Origin of the sequence: Comamonas sp. Y33R10-2 (genome assembly GCF_019355935.1) — a bacterium.
Lineage (GTDB): Bacteria > Pseudomonadota > Gammaproteobacteria > Burkholderiales > Burkholderiaceae_C > Comamonas.
In genome coordinates, this window is record NZ_CP079925.1 from 2,261,040 (window position 1) to 2,277,659 (window position 16,620).

Sequence of the window (16,620 nt, forward strand, 5' to 3'; positions counted from 1 at the left end):
GGGTCAGTGCGAAGCAAACCAAGGTTGAACTTCAACCGGTAAGGCTTGCCCCGTCTGGTGAGCGCGTTCCAGCAACTGCCAAAAATAGCGGTAGCTGGCGCGATCGTGGAGTACACCACCAAAATTGATGGGTGCCCAATTTTGCACTGCCGCCGCGATCAGAATCTGCGCCGCTTGCTTTACTTCGTCCTGCGCAGGCGAAAAAGCACGTAGGATGGGACGAATTTGATCCGGATGGATGCTCCACATACGGGTGTACCCCAGCTCACGCGACGCTTTTTGCGCACAAGCCTCCAAAGCCTGTGGATTCTTGAACTCTGTCACCACACAGTGCGATGGCACCTTGCCATAGGCATGGCAGGCCGCCGCGATCTCTAGCTTGGCCCGCACCACCATGGGGTGCTCGAACTGGCCCTGCGCCGTCATGGCCGATGCAGGTATCGCGCCGCCATGGGCCGAGACAAAATCCATCAACCCAAACGCAATACTTTGCACCGCCGGGTGAGACGCGATCTCAAAAGCCTGCTGCACTGCAGCCGGCGATTCAATCAAAACATGTAGCGGCACGTCCTTACCAGTAGCCCGCTGCAAGGCTTTTTCAGCCTCAATTACGTCTTTCAGACTTTCAACCTTGGGAATCATGATGTGGCACAGGCGCTCTGCGGCGTTGCCAGCAATGATGTCCATATCCTGCTGAAAGTGCTCATGATCCACCGCATGAACCCGGGCCGCCACGCGCGCGCCATGGGCTGCGCCGTTGGCCAGCTCAGCCACCAACTTGGCGTGCTGCGCTTCTTGGCCCACCGGGGCGCCGTCCTCGCAGTCCAGCGTGACGTCAAACACGCAGGTGCCGAACTCTTGCATCATCTCGGCCTGCAACTGCAGGCTTTTGCGCATGCGCACTTCCACGCCGCTGTAATGATCACAAACGGGCAAACGCTGGGCGCCGCCTTGTGCATCCAGCAAAACCTGAGCGGGGTGAACCAATTCTTTCGTCATGACTTGCGCTGCGCCACTATGAACAGTCGAGGAAAGGCGAGCAGACGGCGACCGTCCGCGCGCAACGGGTAGGCCGCATCAATGCGACTCTCGTATTCAGCCAAATACTGTGCTTGCAGCTGAGCAGGCAGGCCTTCTACAAAAGGCTTGAGGCCGGTGCTGCTGAGCCACTGCACAATGGCCGCCGCCGAATTCATGGGATGCTGGTAGATGGTGTGCCACACATCCACGCTTGCAGCCCCGCACTCAGGCGCGGCCAGTAAATCGTAATAAGCCCCTAAGGGCAAAATCTCCGTTCGCACTTTGTCTGCATCGCCGATGTACGGGGCAAACTGCGGCAGTTGCGCGACTTCACGCATCAGCCGGTGCGAGGGTTGCTGACGGTTGTCAGGCATCTGAATCGCCAGCACACCAGCAGGCGCCAACAGCGAAAACAGACGAGGAATCAGGGTTTCATGCTCACCCACCCACTGCAAGGCGGCATTGGCATAAATCAAGTCAGGTGCAGCCTCTTCGGCTTGCGGCTCCCAGGTGGCGATATCGCCAGCTTCGAAGCGGACTTGGGGCAACTGCTTGCAAGCAGCCTCCAGCATGGCCTGAGAGTTGTCGATACCGAGCAAGCTCGCGTTTTCATAAGAATTCACAAAGCGTGCGGCCAGCAACTCGGTGGAGTTACCCGGCCCGCAGCCCAAATCCACGATGTGGAGGCTGCTAGCCGGTTGCTCAACTAGAGGAACCCGAGCCAGCAACTCTGCCGCCGGGCGCGTGCGCTCGTTGGCAAAGCGCAGGTACAGCGCGGGGTTCCAGTCTTGCATGGTGCTTGCCTATTACAGCAGGTGCTTAACGCCGTCTTGCTCGCCTTGCAGCTCTTCCAGCGTCTTGTTGATGCGCTCTTGCGAGAAAGCATCAATTTCCAGACCTTCGACGATCTTGTATTCGCCGTTTTCGCAGGTCACGGGGAAGCCGAACATGGTGTCCTTAGGAATGCCGTACTGGCCGTCCGAAGGAATACCCATGGTGACCCACTTGCCGTTGGTGCCCAGGGCCCAGTCGCGCATGTGGTCAATGGCTGCGTTAGCTGCCGAAGCGGCCGAAGACAGGCCACGGGCTTCAATGATGGCGGCGCCGCGCTTGCCAACGGTAGGCAAGAACACGTTGGCGTTCCATTCTTGGTCGTTGATCATGGTGGCAACGCTTTCGCCATTGATGGTGGCGAAGCGGTAATCGGCGTACATGGTGGGCGAGTGATTGCCCCACACGGTCAGCTTTTCGATGTCAGCAACGGCCTTGCCAGTCTTGGCAGCGATCTGCGAAGCAGCGCGGTTGTGGTCCAGACGCAGCATGGCGGTGAAGTTCTTGCGCGGCAGATCAGGTGCAGACTTCATAGCGATGTAAGCGTTAGTGTTGGCGGGGTTACCCACAACCAGCACCTTCACATCACGACTAGCCACTGCGTTCAGGGCTTGGCCTTGAGCAGTGAAGATAGCGCCGTTGACAGCCAGCAGCTCAGCACGTTCCATACCTGGGCCGCGAGGACGCGAGCCGACCAGCAAAGCGTAGTCAGCATCCTTGAACGCTGTCATAGGATCGCTGTGAGCGGTCATTTCCACCAGCAAAGGGAATGCGCAATCGTCCAGTTCCATCATCACGCCTTTGAGGGCTTTCTGAGGGCCTTCAACGGGTACTTCCAGCAGCTGCAAAATAACGGGCTGATCTTTACCCAGCATTTCGCCGGATGCGATACGGAACAACAGGGCGTAACCGATTTGGCCAGCTGCGCCAGTAACGGCGACACGGACGGGCTTCTTGCTCATGGTGAAACTCCAATATTGGAAAAAATTGAGATGTTAGGGTCGCTCGGTAACTCTGGCGTAACCACCAGTAGCACGAGCTGCGCAAACATGCGCTAAGTGTACTGCTGATTTCAAAGCCTGGTCAATTTGTCTTATGTCTTATATAAGATATGATCCTCACCTAGCGGCCATCACAAACCTGCTTGTAACCTGCTTGTTTTTGCATATTGCATCGCGGAGGCGATACCTTTAAAACTACTATGGCCACCCTTCACAACACAGCTCCGGACAACAACACCAGTAGCAATACTGGCACCGGCGTCTCTACCCCAGCCTTCAGCCCTCTGTATCAACAGATCAAGGGCTTGATCCTCCAAAGCTTGGAAGCTGGCGAATGGCGCCCCGGAGAGCTGATCCCCAGTGAAATGGAACTGGCTGCCCGCTTCAAGGTCAGCCAAGGCACGGTGCGTAAGGCGATTGATGAACTGGCTGCAGACAACCTTGTCATGCGCCGTCAAGGCAAGGGCACGTTTGTAGCCACTCACGCCGCACAGCATGTGCAATACCGCTTTCTGAATTTACGCCCTGATGCGGGCGACCTGCAAGGCGAAGGCCGTGCAGAGCGCAGCATCCTTGAATGCCGCCGCCTGCGCGCGCCTGCTGAAGTGGCTCGCTCTTTAGCGCTGCGCACAGGAGATGCCGTCATGCACGTGCGCCGCGTCCTGTCTTTTGCAGCAATCCCGACTATTTTGGAAGACATTTGGCTGCCCGGCAACGCCTTCAAGGGCCTGACGGCAGAGCAAATGAGCAACTACCAAGGGCCTACTTACGCCATGTTCGAGCTGGACTATGGCGTGCGCATGGTGCGTGCTGATGAAAAAATCAGGGCCGTACTCCCTGATGCGCAGCAGGCGCAATTGCTAAGTATTGCCAGTGCCACGCCCTTGCTGAGCGTCGAGCGCACGGCATACACCTACAACGATGTTCCCATGGAGTTACGACGTGGTTTGTACCTCACGGACACCCACCATTACCGCAATGCCTTGAACTGAATCCCTCCGTAAAAGCGTTGATTGCGCCCACTTCTAATCAACGCTATGTAAATTTGGCTAACGGATTCTGCTGCATTGCAATAGAATTTTGTGTCGCTTCGGAGCAGCGATTACAACGCAGTTACATCCACGAAAGTACCCTGCCATGACAGAGCAAAAACCAAAACAGCGGCCAGAGTTCCGCAACATCAACTTCTTTACGGACCTTCCGAGCTATCGCCTGCCCCTGGCAGGTATCGTGTCCATCTTGCACCGCGTCAGCGGCCTGCTGATGGCCATCTTGCTGCCATTCATCATCTGGATGTTTGACAAGTCGATCTCCTCGGAAATTTCGTTTGACTCTTTCACCTCGGTGTTCGCCGGTCAATTCGGCTGGTTCGCCAAGCTGGTCTGCCTGGCTCTGATTTGGGCTTACCTGCACCATTTCTGTGCTGGCGTTCGTCACCTGGTGATGGATGTCAACCACCACGCTGTGAGCAAGCAAAGCGGCAAGTCCACTGCTGTGGGCGTGCTGGTGATCAGCGTCGCACTGACTCTGGTGCTGGGCGCCAAGCTGTTCGGCCTGTACTGATCAGCCGCAGTCCATAAAACCTCACGCTAAGGAAAAAGCATGTCCGTGAATTACGGCTCCAAACGCACCGTCGTCGGCGCGCACTATGGCACCCGCGACTTTTTGGCTCAACGCTCTACAGCTGTCTTGATGGCGCTGTACACCGTCGTGCTGCTGGTGCGCTTTTTGACAGTTGGTGGCCCCGTGGGCTACGAGCAGTGGGCTGGCATTTTTGCCCCCCAATGGATGAAATTTTTGACCCTGGGCCTGTTTGTGGCACTGGGCTGGCACGCCTGGATTGGCGTGCGTGACATCTGGATGGACTACGTCAAGTCTGTCGGCCTGCGCCTGTCGCTGCAAGTGGTCACCATTGTCTGGCTGCTCGGCTGCGTCGGTTGGGGCATCCAGGTTCTGTGGCGTCTCTGATTGAGACTCGGTCTCCACGATTGAAGGTTAAGAATGAGCTACTCAAAAGCAAATATCACCAAGCGCAAGTTTGACGTCGTGATCGTCGGTGCCGGCGGCTCCGGCCTGCGCGCCGCGCTGGAACTGTCTCGCGCCGGTCTGTCGGTTGCGTCCCTGTCCAAAGTTTTCCCCACCCGCTCGCACACGGTGGCTGCTCAAGGCGGCGTGTCCGCTTCGCTGGGCAACATGTCCGACGACAACTGGCACTACCACTTCTACGACACCATCAAGGGCTCTGACTGGCTGGGCGACCAAGACGCCATCGAGTTCATGTGCCGTGAAGCGCCGAACGTTGTGATCGAACTCGAGCACTTCGGCATGCCTTTCGACCGCAATGCAGACGGCACCATCTACCAGCGCCCTTTCGGCGGCCACACCGCCAACTACGGCGAAAAGCCTGTGCAACGCGCTTGCGCTGCTGCTGACCGTACTGGTCACGCCATGCTGCACACGCTGTACCAAAAGAACGTTGAGTCCAAGACCAATTTCTTCGTGGAATGGATGGCTCTGGACCTGATCCGCAACGAAGACGGCGACGTCGTCGGCGTGACCGCACTGGAGTTGGAAACTGGCGAGCTGTACGAGCTGCACGCCAAGGCTGTGCTGCTGGCAACCGGCGGTGCTGGCCGTATTTTCCAAGCTTCGACCAACGCTTTCATCAACACCGGCGACGGCTTGGGCATGGCAGCGCGCGCTGGCATTCCTTTGCAAGACATGGAGTTCTGGCAGTTCCACCCCACTGGCGTGGCCGGTGCTGGCGTGCTGCTGACCGAAGGCTGCCGCGGTGAAGGCGCAATTTTGCTCAACAGCGAAGGCGAGCGCTTCATGGAGCGCTACGCTCCTACCCTGAAGGACTTGGCTCCACGTGACTTCGTGTCGCGCTCTATGGACCAGGAAATCAAGGAAGGTCGCGGCTGTGGTCCTAATAAGGACTACATCCTGATGAAGTTGGACCACCTGGGTGCCGACACCATCCGCAAGCGCCTGCCATCCGTGGAAGAAATTGGCCACAACTTCGCCAACGTGGACATCACCAAGGAACCCATCCCCGTGGTTCCTACCATCCACTACCAGATGGGCGGTATCCCCACCAACATCAATGGCCAAGTGGTGACTTACGACGGCACGGAAAACCGTGTTGTGAGCGGTCTGTACGCCGTGGGCGAATGCTCTTGCGTGTCCGTGCACGGCGCTAACCGCCTGGGCACCAACTCGCTGCTGGACTTGCTGGTCTTCGGCAAGGCGGCTGGTAAGCACATCGTCGATTTCGTCGGCAACTTTGGCCCGCACAAAGAAGTGCCTGCTGACGGCGCTGACCGCACTCTGGCTCGCTTGAACCAGCTGCAAGAATCCACCGAAGGCACTTACGCCCAAGACCTGGCTGGTGAAATCCGCGCTTCTATGCAGACACACGCTGGCGTGTTCCGCACTCAAAAGAGCATGGACGAAGGCGTGACCAAGATCAACGCTCTGCGCGAGAAGATTGGCTCCGTGACTTTGAAGGACAAGTCCATGGTGTGGAATACCGCACGTATGGAAGCTCTGGAAGTGGACAACCTGATTGAAGTGGCACAAGCCACCATGACATCGGCTGCAGCCCGCACGGAATGCCGTGGCGCACACACTGTGTACGACTACGAGCGCCCTGCCGACGACGCCGAATTCCCACTGGGCCGCAACGACAAGGAATGGCTCAAGCACACACTGTGGGATAGCGCCAGCAATGGCCTGTCTTACAAGCCTGTGAACCTCAAGCCCCTGACCGTTGCCAGCGTACCTCCCAAGGTTCGTACGTTCTAATCCAGCAGCCCACGAGAGAAGATCAAAATGAAGCGCACATTCAAAATCTACCGCTACGATCCTGATCGGGATGCCAAGCCTTACATGCAAACCGTGCAAGTCGAACTCGACGGCCACGAACGCATGCTGCTGGACGCACTGGTCAAGCTCAAGGAAATGGACCCCTCCATCTCCTTCCGCCGCTCCTGCCGCGAAGGTGTTTGCGGCTCTGACGCCATGAACATCAACGGCAAAAACGGTCTGGCCTGCCTGACCAACATGAACACCTTAAAGGGTGACATCGTGTTGAAGCCCCTGCCCGGCCTGCCCGTCGTTCGCGATCTGATCGTGGACATGACACAGTTCTTCAAGCAGTACCACTCGATCAAGCCTTACCTGCAAAGCGATGTGTACGCAACGCCTAGCAAGGAACGCCTGCAGTCCCCCGAAGAGCGCGAAGAGCTCAACGGCCTGTACGAGTGCATTCTGTGCGCAAGCTGCTCGACCAGCTGCCCATCGTTTTGGTGGAACCCCGACAAGTTCGTGGGCCCGGCCGGTCTGCTGCAGGCTTACCGCTTTATTGCGGATAGCCGCGACACCGCTACGGGCGAGCGCCTTGATAACCTGGAAGATCCTTACCGACTCTTCCGCTGCCACACCATCATGAACTGCGTGGACGTGTGCCCCAAGCACCTGAACCCCACTGCAGCCATTGGCAAGATCAAGGAGTTGATGGTTCGCAGAACCGTCTAATGCTGATGACGAATACTCTGCTCGATGAACGTGAGCGCGACCTACTGAAGTGGCGCAGCCGCCGCGGTCTGGTTGAGAACGATCTCTTCATTGAGCAGTTCTTCGCCACCTACGGAAGCCAGCTCACGCAGAGACACGCGACTGGCATGTCTGCCTTGATGGATTTGGCAGACAACGACCTGATGGATCTTTTCTTGCGTCGCAAGGAACCTGAAGGTCAATTCGACACCCAAGAAGTTGGGGAAGTTCTGGAGATGCTGCGCAAGCGCGTCCCCGGCGGCTCACCCCAATAGGCTAGGCAATTTAGAGAAGGAAGTTTGAAATGAAACTCGCTGACAACAAAGCAACGCTGTCTTTTAGCAATGGCGCCCCAAGCGTCGAATTGCCGGTTTATCAAGGCAACATCGGCCCTGATGTAATCGACATCCGTAAGCTGTACGGTCAATCCGGCAGTTTCACTTATGACCCAGGCTTCCTCTCTACAGCCTCTTGCCAATCCGCCATCACCTACATTGATGGCGACAAGGGCGAGCTGCTGTACCGCGGCTACCCCATCGAGCAACTGGCCAAGAACTGCAACTTCCTGGAAACCTGCTACCTGCTGCTGTACGGAGAGCTGCCAAACGAAGCCGAAAAGGCCAAGTTCGAAGAAACCGTGACCCAGCACACCATGGTCAACGAGCAGATGCAGTTCTTCCTGCGTGGCTTCCGCCGTGATGCACACCCTATGGCTGTGCTGACTGGTCTGGTGGGCGGCATGTCGGCCTTCTACCACGACAGCACCGATGTCACCAATCCTGAGCACCGCAACATCGCCGCGATCCGTCTGATCGCCAAGATGCCTACGCTGGTGTCCATGGCATACAAGTACGGTGTGGGCCAGCCCTACATGTACCCGAAGAATGACCTGTCCTACGCAGGCAACTTCATGCGCATGATGTTCGGCAACCCTTGCGAAGACTACGTGGTGAACCCAGTGGTTGAGCGCGCACTGGACCGCATCTTCATCCTGCACGCTGACCATGAGCAAAACGCATCGACTTCCACAGTGCGTCTGTGCGGCTCGTCGGGCACCAACCCATTCGCAGCGATCTCCGCTGGCGTAGCTTGCCTGTGGGGCCCTGCCCACGGCGGCGCCAACGAAGCTTGCCTGAACATGCTGGAAAACATCCAGGCCAACGGCGGCATCGCCAAGGTTGGTGAGTTCATGGAACAAGTCAAGGACAAGACCAGCGGCGTCAAGCTGATGGGCTTTGGCCACCGCGTCTACAAGAACTACGACCCCCGCGCCAAGCTCATGCAAGAAACTTGCAACGAGATTTTGCAAGAACTGGGTCTGGAAAAGGATCCTCTGTTCGCACTGGCCAAGCAAGTCGAGAAGATTGCTCTGGAAGACGACTACTTCGTTTCCCGCAAGCTGTACCCCAACGTGGACTTCTACTCCGGCATCGTTCAGCGCGCTATCGGCATTCCAGTGAACCTGTTCACCGGCATCTTCGCTCTGGCACGCACCGTGGGCTGGATCGCTCAGCTCAACGAACAAATGGGTGACCCAGAGTACAAGATTGGCCGTCCTCGCCAGCTGTACACCGGCGCACCTCAGCGCGACGTTCAGCCTATCGCTAAGCGTTAATCGTTTTCAGGCCCGACTATCCGGGCCTGCCAAAACGAACAAAAAGCCCGCAGCTTGCAAGAGCTGGCGGGCTTTTTCTATGGGCCTTTTGCTTGCGCTTCTCTTAAGCATTTCGTCACAAATCTGGCTGCAGATGTCTATTAAAAGAGAAGCAAGTAGTCCTGATCAATCAATCATTTCAGCTGCTTTTTAGCATCAACTCAAGATACAAAAAGGACTAACTGCTCCTATTTTTATATCAGTACATTAGGCTCAAGGCACTAACAAAATCGGCTGCACCGCGCCGCGCGCCTCTAGCTCACGGTGGGCAGCGGCAGCATCGACCAGGGCAAACTCCAGCGGCTCGCCCATGCGGAAGTCATGTTTGCGCAGCGCCTCAAACACACGCGCCGCCATGGCGTCACGCTGTGCGGGCTTTTTCACAAAGTGAAACACCATGGGCCGGCTCACACTATTCGACTTAGCCGCCAGGCGCGCTATATCCAGCGGCGGTACGGCTCCAGAGGATTGCCCGTACATCACCAATTGCCCACCAATACTCAGGCTGGCCAGCGATGTATCAAAACTAATCTTGCCGACGGCGTCATAAGCCACATCCACGCCTTCGCCCTGAGTCAGCTCCCGCACACGCTCTGCCACCTCTTGAGCATTTTTGGCGCCCGCGCCGCGATAGCGAATCACCTCCACGCAGCCGACTTGCTCAGCTTTTTTGGCTGTGGCATCACTGCCCGCTGTACCAATCACCATGGCGCCCTTGCGCGTAGCCCACTGGCTCAGAATCTGCCCCATGCCGCCGCCCGCTGCCTGCACCAAAATTTTCGTGCCCGCCCCCACCTTGCCTATGCGATTGAGCAGCACATCAGCCGTTAAGCCGCGCAGCAAACTAGACGCTACCAGCGCATCACTTAAATCATCGGGTACAGCAATCAACTCATCCGCAGCGATCACGCGCTCTGCGGCGTAAATACCGTAAGCCGCCGAAATATAGCAAACCCGGTCGCCCACTTTGAAGCGACTCACACCCTCAGCCACTTCAGCCACCACGCCCACCGCTTCAATACCGGGCGTGCCCGGCAGCGCCAGGGTTTTGTACAGGCCTGAGCGCACATAGACATCATGAAAATTCACGCCAATGCGCGTGTGCTGCACCCGCACCTGCCCAGCTTGCAAGGGTGCAGAGGCAACCGTTGCAATTTTGAGCACCTCAGGCGCGCCATATTCGGTCATCAAAATCGCTTGATGAGAGCCTTGATGTGTTGCTTGTTGCGTCTCTTGGTGTGTGGGCTGACTCATGTTTTTTGCTCCTTGTTTTTTGAATAGCATCACTGTAGCTTGTCCCTGCGCACCGCTGCGACGCGGTAATTCCCGCACAATGCGCCTCCTGCACTCCGCTATTGATTCTTTTCATCCTGCCCCTATGTCTTTTGCCCCTCTAGGCCTGCGCGCCGAGCTTTTGAATGCTGCCCAAGACTTGGGCCTGCACAACGCAACGCCGATTCAGACCCAGGCCATCCCCGCAGCTCTGGCCGGGCGTGACCTGTGGGCCTGTGCGCCCACGGGCTCGGGCAAGACCATGGCGTATTTGATGCCGCTGCTGCAGGGCTGGATGGCGCAAAAGCGCAGCCACGTCGGCTTTGTGCGCCCATTGGCCACCCTCATCTTGGTGCCCACGCGCGAGCTGGCCCAGCAGGTGCATGAAAGCCTGAGCGATCTGACGCGCAAATTGCACGAGCAGCCCCGCAGCCGCGTCGTTTACGGCGGTGTCTCCATCAACCCGCAAATGATGCAGATGCGCGGCAGCGCCGACTTTTTGGTCGCTACGCCCGGCCGCTTGCTGGATTTGGTCAGCAGCAACGCCGTGCGCCTCAATGCCGTTGAGCATTTGGTGCTGGATGAGGCCGACCGCCTGCTCGACCAAGGCTTTGCCGAAGAACTCAACCGCGTGCTGGCCCTGCTGCCCGCCAAGCGCCAGACCCTGCTGTTCTCGGCCACCTTCCCGCAGAACGTAGAAGCGCTGGCCAGCGAGTTGCTCAACGATCCCGTGCGCGTGCAAGTCGATGGCGATAGCAGCACCGAGCACTCCGCCAGCCCCGAAAACATCACCCAGCGCGCTATTGCCGTGGACGGCACCAGCCGCACCCAGCTGCTGCGCAAGCTGGTCAAAGATGGCGAAGGCCAGCCCGAGTGGGAACGTGCCTTGGTCTTTGTTGCCAAGCGCCACACGGCAGAAATGCTGGCGGACAAGCTGTACAAAAACGGCGTCTTCGCCACCACCTTCCACGGCGACATGAGCCAAGGTGCGCGCAAAGACGTGCTCGAGCAGTTCAAGTCCAAGCGCTGGCAGCTATTGATCACCACAGACTTGGCCTCACGCGGCATCGATATTGCCCAGCTGCCTACGGTCATCAACTACGACCTGCCCCGCTCGCCTGCCGACTATATTCATAGAATTGGTCGCACCGGCCGCGCTGGGCATTCAGGCACTGCTATCACTTTTGTGCAACCCCCAGAGACTGCACACTGGGAGCTGATCTGCAAACGCAACCAGCTCGAAATTGCGCTGGAGCAAGTGGAAGGCTTCGAGCCCACCGAAGAGGTGCCACCACCCGTCGTCCAGGACAGCAACGGCGGCATCAAGGGCAAGCGCCCCAGCAAGAAGGACAAGCTGCGAGCGGCAGGCCTGCTGCCTGCTAAGCCCGAACCCAACTGATAGTACGGCAAATTTCCCAGTACAGTGAGCAGCAACTGTTTGATCTGGGAAGTCCATGTCTGCCAACGAAAATTTCAGCGCTGACGGCGCAAGCGAGCCAGCGCCTTCCTGCACCGAGCCTGTCGTCCCAGCCGCCCCCATCACCCGCCAACTCGACAAAAGCCGTCAGACGCTGCTGGACTTGTCCACGCGCAACCGGCTATTGAGCCTGCCGCAGGCGGCTACGGCCAAACTGCTGCACTTTGCCGATGAGCTGACACCCGAGGTTTACCGCCTGCTGGTGACGGACAGCAAGGCCATGAGCTTTGTGGCCAGCAAAACCGAGCAGGAGCCGCTGACGGAAAGTGCTGTGCCCCTGGCTGTCTCGGCGCTGCCCCAGCCAGACGACGAGGCAGGCGATGCGCGGGATGAGCGCGGCGTGGCCCAGCGCCACCGCGACCTCAAGCTGCAAACGCGGCTGACTAGCGAGAAGCTGCAGCGCCGCCTGCTGGACATGCACTCCGACGCCCGCACGTTCATTGAGGAGCAAGGCGTCAACATCCTGTTTCTGGCGCTGGGTCATCTGCAGTGGTTTGACCGCAATGCCCCCGACAAGCCGCGCTTTGCCCCGCTGATCTTGCTGCCCGTGGCGCTAGAGCGCAAAAGCGCCGCTGACCGGTTCACGCTCACGTGGCTGCAGGATGATGCGGCCGAAAACCTGTCGCTGGCTGCCAAGCTCAAGGCCGACTTTGGTCTGGAGTTGCCCGAATTCAAGGCCGGTGACGACTTTGACCCCACCACCTATCTGGCCTCCGTCGGCACCATGGCCGAGACCCAGCCTGGCTGGCAAGTCCTGCCCCATGCGATGACGCTGGGCTTTTTCAGCTTTGCCAAGTTCCTCATGTACCGCGATCTGGATGCGAGCACCTGGCCGGCGGACAAGCGCCTGGACCAGCAAGCCCTGATCGCGGCGGCCTTGCAAGACGGTTTTGCCGCTCGCGACCAGCTCTTTCCGGACAACGCCGATGTGGACCAGCTCATCCCCGTGGTCAGCCAGCGCCATGTGGTGGATGCGGACAGCTCGCAGTCGCTGGCCATTGAGGCTGTGCGCCGGGGCGAGAATCTGGTCATTCAAGGCCCGCCCGGCACTGGCAAGTCGCAGACCATTACCAACGTGATTGCCGCAGCCATTGCCGACGGCAAAAAAGTGCTGTTCATCTCCGAAAAAATGGCCGCGCTGGAGGTCGTCAACCGCCGCCTCAAATCGGTGGGGCTGGGCCCCGCCTGCCTGGAGCTGCACAGCCACCACACCAACAAGCGCAAGGTGCTGGAAGAGATCAAGGCCACGCGCGACCTGGGCAAGCCGCGTGTGGAGCACCGCGACCAGATCATCCATGAGCTGAGCATGGTGCAGCAGCAGCTCAACGCACACAGCGAGGTGATGCACACGGCACTCGCCCCCTGCGCGCTCACGCCCTATCAAATCCTTGGCCATCTGGCGCAGCTGGATGCCGTGCAGATTGCCCACCTTCCCGATCTGCTGCAAGGCGCGGCGGGCTGGAGCCCCTCGGACTTCCATGCCCGCCAGCAAACCGTGCAGGCGCTGGGTCAGGCGGCCAGCAAAGTCGCACCCATCCACCAGCACCCCTGGCGTGGCGTGTGCCACCCTGCTCTGCTCAAGCTGGATGCCGATCGTTTTGCCCAGCAACTGCCGGCGCTGCAAACGCTGCTGAACCAGACGCTACAAGATAGTGAGCAGCTAGCCCAATCATTGAATGGACTCCAGGCCGAAAACATTCAAAATCTGCAAGCGCAGATCACTTTGGCGCAGCAACTGGCTTCTGCCCCCACGGTAGACCGGCAAGCTGTGGCCAGCGTGATTTGGAGCCATGGTCTAGGTCAGCTGCAAAAGCTGGTGGAATGTGGCGTGCAGTTCAGCGCGCAAGCCCAAAGCCTGCACAGCCGCTTTGCCGAATCGGCCTGGGCGCAGGACTTGAGCAGCACCCGCCAAAGCATTGCCGCGCATGGCGACTCCCTGTTTCGTATCTTCAATAGCAGCTACCGCCAAGCCATTGCCAGCGTTAAGGCCCACCTCAAAGCCGAACTGCCCAAAACCAAGACCGAACGTACGCAATGGCTGGATGAGTTGATGCAAGCCCAAAGCCTGCGCCAGACGTTGAAGCAGCAGCACAGCGATGGCCTGGCCGCCTTTGGCCAGCTCTGGCAAGGTGAGCAAAGCGACTGGGGCCAGTTGCAGGCCGTGCTGCGCTGGATGGCAGGGCCTGAGGGTCAAGGCCGCAGCGAGGCGTTTCGCCAGCTCTACGCCCAGCTGCCCTCACCCGCCCATTGCGCCGAACGGGCCCAGACGGCGCAGACATCGCTGCAAAAGTTCGAGCAAGCCGCGCAGACCCTGCTGACCCACTACCAGCTGGATACGCAAGAGGCTTTTGGCGCGGCCGACCTTGCCGCCCTGCCCTTGCCCGCCTTGCAAGAGCGACTACTGCAGTGGATAGACCAGCCCAGCGCCTTGCTGGACTGGACGCAATACCACGCCACACGCACACAGGCCCGGGCGTCGGGCCTAGCTGCGCTGGTAGAACAGATCGAATCTGCGGCCATTGCGTTGAGCGATCTTCCACCCAGTTTTGAACGTGCCTACTACGAAGCCCTGCTGCGCCAGACCACGCAAAGCCACCCAGAGCTGGTGAGCTTCAACGGCGACCAGCACAGCCAGAAGGTGCGCCAGTTCCGCGCGCTGGATATTGAACGCATTGAGCTGGCCCGCGCCCAGTCTGCGCTATCGCATTACGAGCAGGTTCCCCGCACAGCATCTGGCATCGGGCCGCTTGGCGTGCTTAATGGCGAGATTGCACGCAAGCGCGGCCATATGCCTCTGCGCAAGCTTTTCAAGCTGGCGGGCGAGGCGGTGCAAGCCATCAAGCCCGTGTTCATGATGAGCCCGTTGTCCGTGGCTCAGTTTCTCGAACCCGGTGCCGTGGAGTTTGACCTGCTGGTCATTGACGAGGCCAGCCAGATCGAGCCCGTCGATGCCCTGGGCTCCGTCGCCCGCTGCAAGCAACTGGTCGTCGTGGGTGATGACCGCCAACTGCCACCCACGCGCTTTTTCTCGCGCATGACCAGTGAGCCAGAAGACTTTGATGACGAGGATGAAGAGCAGCTCATCGCCGGCGCTGCCGATGTGGAGAGCATTCTGAGCCTGTGCCTAGCCAAGGGCATGCCCCAGCTCATGCTGCGCTGGCATTACCGCAGCCGCCACCAATCGCTGATTGCGGTGTCCAACCAGCAGTTCTACAACAGCGGCCTGTTCATCGTACCCAGCCCCTACACGGCCCGCGCCGGTATGGGCCTGCGCTTTCACCACCTGCCCGATGGCCGCTTTGACAGCGGTGCCACACGCGTCAACCGCATTGAGGCCCAGACCATTGCCCGCGCCATCATGGCGCACGCGCTACAAACGCCGCAGCTTAGCCTGGGCGTGGCGGCGTTTTCGCTGCAGCAAAAAGTGGCCATTCAGGATGAACTGGAACTGCTGCGCCGCCAGCAACCCGAGGCCGAAGCCTTTTTTGTCGCCCACCCCAACGAGCCCTTCTTCATCAAAAACCTGGAGAACGTACAGGGTGACGAGCGCGATGTGATCTTTATCTCCGTCGCCTATGCGCGCAATGCCCAGGGCTATCTGCCCATGCGCTTTGGCCCCATCAGCGCCGATGGCGGCGAGCGCCGCCTGAACGTTCTGATCTCCCGCGCCAAGCAGCGCTGCGAGGTGTTCTCGTCCATCACTGCGGACGATATCGATCTGGAACGCGGCAAGGGCAAGGGCGTGGCCGCGCTCAAGGTGTTCCTCAACTACGCAGCCACAGGCCAGCTGGCGGTGGCCAGCGTTAGCGGACGCGATCTGGAATCGCCGCTGGAAGAAGATGTGTATGAAGCGCTAACCGAGGCACTCAAGGCTCAGGGCCTGAAGGTCGAGACGCAAATCGGCATCGCAGGTTTTTTCATCGACCTGGCCGTGGTGGACCCCGAACAGCCCGGGCGCTATCTGCTGGGCATTGAATGCGATGGTGCCAGCTACCACAGCACCCGATCCGCCCGGGACCGCGACCGACTGCGCCAGTCGGTGCTCGAAGGCCATGGCTGGAAGCTGCTGCGCATCTGGGGCGCTGACTGGTTCCGCCAGCCCCGCGCACAAACCGAGCGGGTGCTGGCTGCCGTAGAGGCTACTAAAGAGGATTTAGAACAAAACCAGCCCGCAGTCCAGACAATATATGCACCTGCAGCTATCGAAATCATAGAAAGAGTGCCGCAGAGCACAACGGCGCAAACATCGGCTGCACCTGCCAATGCCTTGGCCTATACCGAGGCCAGCCTCGACATTCCGACTCAGGAGCTGCACAACGTCCCCACATCGCGGCTGGCGCAACTGGTGCAGCAGGTGGTGGAGCAGGAAGGCCCTATTCACATAGATGAGCTGGTCACCCGCATGCGCACGCTTTGGGGCCTGCAACGCGCCGGCAGCCGTGTGCGGGAAGCGCTGGACGCCGCACGCCAGACCCTGCTGGCCGATGGCACCATCACCGTGGATGCCGAGTTTCTGGACTTGCCAGAGCGCACGGTGCGCGTGCGTGATCGCTCTGCCGTCAGCTCAGCCAATCTGCGCCGCCTGGACTGCTTGCCACCCGCAGAGATCCGCCAAGCCATTGTGCAGGCGCTGCAAACCAGCTTGGGCGGCCAGCGCGACGAGTTGCCCGGTGCCGTGGCCCGCTTGCTGGGCCTGAACGCCGTGACCGCCCCAGTGCGTGAACTGATACTGACCCAGCTAGACGCCTTGCATGCCAGCGAGGCTGTGGCGTTCAACGGCAGCTTGTACCGACTCCCCGCCTGAGTCG

Annotated in this window: 13 protein-coding genes; 9 read left to right on the forward strand and 4 right to left on the reverse strand. The window is 59.2% G+C overall.

Annotated features, from left to right (window positions below; genetic code table 11):
* Window positions 1-3: 3 nt before the first annotated feature.
* The 3 genes from KUF54_RS10085 to KUF54_RS10095 are packed head-to-tail and all read right to left on the reverse strand — an operon-like array spanning window position 4 to window position 2,813.
* Window positions 4-999 (reverse strand): CoA ester lyase, encoded by a 996-nt coding sequence (locus KUF54_RS10085; RefSeq protein WP_219342636.1) that lies wholly within the window; start codon window positions 997-999, stop codon window positions 4-6.
* Entirely contained in the window at window positions 996-1,814 is an 819-nt protein-coding gene (gene tam, locus KUF54_RS10090; protein WP_219342637.1) for a trans-aconitate 2-methyltransferase, read from the reverse strand. The genes KUF54_RS10085 and tam overlap by 4 nt, the downstream gene beginning before the upstream one ends.
* A 12-nt stretch (window positions 1,815-1,826) precedes the next feature.
* Window positions 1,827-2,813, reverse strand: coding sequence for a malate dehydrogenase (locus KUF54_RS10095; RefSeq protein ID WP_219342638.1), 987 nt, complete (start codon window positions 2,811-2,813; stop codon window positions 1,827-1,829).
* A gap of 239 nt (window positions 2,814-3,052) precedes the next feature.
* Here KUF54_RS10095 and KUF54_RS10100 point away from each other — a divergent pair, with 239 nt between their 5' ends.
* The 7 genes from KUF54_RS10100 to KUF54_RS10130 all read left to right on the forward strand — a co-directional run bounded on the left by KUF54_RS10100 (window position 3,053) and on the right by KUF54_RS10130 (window position 9,024).
* Entirely contained in the window at window positions 3,053-3,844 is a 792-nt protein-coding gene (locus tag KUF54_RS10100) for a GntR family transcriptional regulator (protein ID WP_219342639.1), read from the forward strand.
* Between the two features lie 145 nt (window positions 3,845-3,989).
* The gene (gene sdhC, locus KUF54_RS10105) at window positions 3,990-4,415 is read left to right on the forward strand and encodes a succinate dehydrogenase, cytochrome b556 subunit (protein WP_219342640.1); all 426 of its coding nucleotides are present in this window, start codon (window positions 3,990-3,992) and stop codon (window positions 4,413-4,415) included.
* A gap of 39 nt (window positions 4,416-4,454) precedes the next feature.
* Window positions 4,455-4,820, forward strand: a complete 366-nt coding sequence (gene sdhD, locus KUF54_RS10110) for a succinate dehydrogenase, hydrophobic membrane anchor protein (protein ID WP_219342641.1) — start codon at window positions 4,455-4,457, stop codon at window positions 4,818-4,820.
* Between the two features lie 33 nt (window positions 4,821-4,853).
* Entirely contained in the window at window positions 4,854-6,659 is a 1,806-nt protein-coding gene (gene sdhA / locus KUF54_RS10115; protein ID WP_219342642.1) for a succinate dehydrogenase flavoprotein subunit, read from the forward strand.
* A gap of 27 nt (window positions 6,660-6,686) precedes the next feature.
* Window positions 6,687-7,391: a succinate dehydrogenase iron-sulfur subunit gene (locus KUF54_RS10120; RefSeq protein ID WP_099736234.1), complete on the forward strand. Its 705-nt coding sequence runs from the start codon at window positions 6,687-6,689 to the stop codon at window positions 7,389-7,391.
* Window positions 7,391-7,684: a succinate dehydrogenase assembly factor 2 gene (locus KUF54_RS10125; RefSeq protein WP_219342643.1), complete on the forward strand. Its 294-nt coding sequence runs from the start codon at window positions 7,391-7,393 to the stop codon at window positions 7,682-7,684. Before KUF54_RS10120 ends, KUF54_RS10125 begins: the two co-directional genes overlap by 1 nt.
* Window positions 7,685-7,713: 29 nt before the next feature.
* Window positions 7,714-9,024: a citrate synthase gene (locus KUF54_RS10130; RefSeq protein ID WP_219342644.1), complete on the forward strand. Its 1,311-nt coding sequence runs from the start codon at window positions 7,714-7,716 to the stop codon at window positions 9,022-9,024.
* 252 nt (window positions 9,025-9,276) lie between these two features.
* On the opposite strand, the gene KUF54_RS10135 is transcribed toward KUF54_RS10130, so the two are convergent.
* Entirely contained in the window at window positions 9,277-10,317 is a 1,041-nt protein-coding gene (locus KUF54_RS10135; protein ID WP_219342645.1) for a quinone oxidoreductase, read from the reverse strand.
* A gap of 124 nt (window positions 10,318-10,441) precedes the next feature.
* On the opposite strand from KUF54_RS10135, the gene KUF54_RS10140 reads away from it, so the two are divergent.
* Together KUF54_RS10140 and KUF54_RS10145 are read left to right on the forward strand one after the other, a co-directional pair.
* Window positions 10,442-11,734 carry a DEAD/DEAH box helicase gene (locus KUF54_RS10140; RefSeq protein ID WP_219342646.1) on the forward strand — a complete coding sequence of 431 codons (1,293 nt, stop codon included), beginning with the start codon at window positions 10,442-10,444 and terminating at the stop codon, window positions 11,732-11,734.
* Between the two features lie 55 nt (window positions 11,735-11,789).
* Window positions 11,790-16,616 carry a DUF3320 domain-containing protein gene (locus KUF54_RS10145; RefSeq protein ID WP_219342647.1) on the forward strand — a complete coding sequence of 1,609 codons (4,827 nt, stop codon included), beginning with the start codon at window positions 11,790-11,792 and terminating at the stop codon, window positions 16,614-16,616.
* The last annotated feature ends 4 nt before the right edge of the window (window positions 16,617-16,620 follow it).

Excerpts from the sequence above, each read along its gene's own strand:
- KUF54_RS10135 (WP_219342645.1), bottom strand. The coding sequence starts at position 10,317 with ATGAGTCAGCCCACACACCAAGAGACGCAACAAGCAACACATCAAGGC.
- KUF54_RS10095 (WP_219342638.1), bottom strand. The coding sequence starts at position 2,813 with ATGAGCAAGAAGCCCGTCCGTGTCGCCGTTACTGGCGCAGCTGGCCAA.
- KUF54_RS10130 (WP_219342644.1), top strand. The coding sequence starts at position 7,714 with ATGAAACTCGCTGACAACAAAGCAACGCTGTCTTTTAGCAATGGCGCC.
- KUF54_RS10100 (WP_219342639.1), top strand. The coding sequence starts at position 3,053 with ATGGCCACCCTTCACAACACAGCTCCGGACAACAACACCAGTAGCAAT.
- KUF54_RS10085 (WP_219342636.1), bottom strand. The coding sequence starts at position 999 with ATGACGAAAGAATTGGTTCACCCCGCTCAGGTTTTGCTGGATGCACAA.
- sdhA (WP_219342642.1), top strand. The coding sequence starts at position 4,854 with ATGAGCTACTCAAAAGCAAATATCACCAAGCGCAAGTTTGACGTCGTG.
- sdhD (WP_219342641.1), top strand. The coding sequence starts at position 4,455 with ATGTCCGTGAATTACGGCTCCAAACGCACCGTCGTCGGCGCGCACTAT.
- KUF54_RS10125 (WP_219342643.1), top strand. The coding sequence starts at position 7,391 with ATGCTGATGACGAATACTCTGCTCGATGAACGTGAGCGCGACCTACTG.
- tam (WP_219342637.1), bottom strand. The coding sequence starts at position 1,814 with ATGCAAGACTGGAACCCCGCGCTGTACCTGCGCTTTGCCAACGAGCGC.
- KUF54_RS10140 (WP_219342646.1), top strand. The coding sequence starts at position 10,442 with ATGTCTTTTGCCCCTCTAGGCCTGCGCGCCGAGCTTTTGAATGCTGCC.
- KUF54_RS10145 (WP_219342647.1), top strand. The coding sequence starts at position 11,790 with ATGTCTGCCAACGAAAATTTCAGCGCTGACGGCGCAAGCGAGCCAGCG.
- sdhC (WP_219342640.1), top strand. The coding sequence starts at position 3,990 with ATGACAGAGCAAAAACCAAAACAGCGGCCAGAGTTCCGCAACATCAAC.
- KUF54_RS10120 (WP_099736234.1), top strand. The coding sequence starts at position 6,687 with ATGAAGCGCACATTCAAAATCTACCGCTACGATCCTGATCGGGATGCC.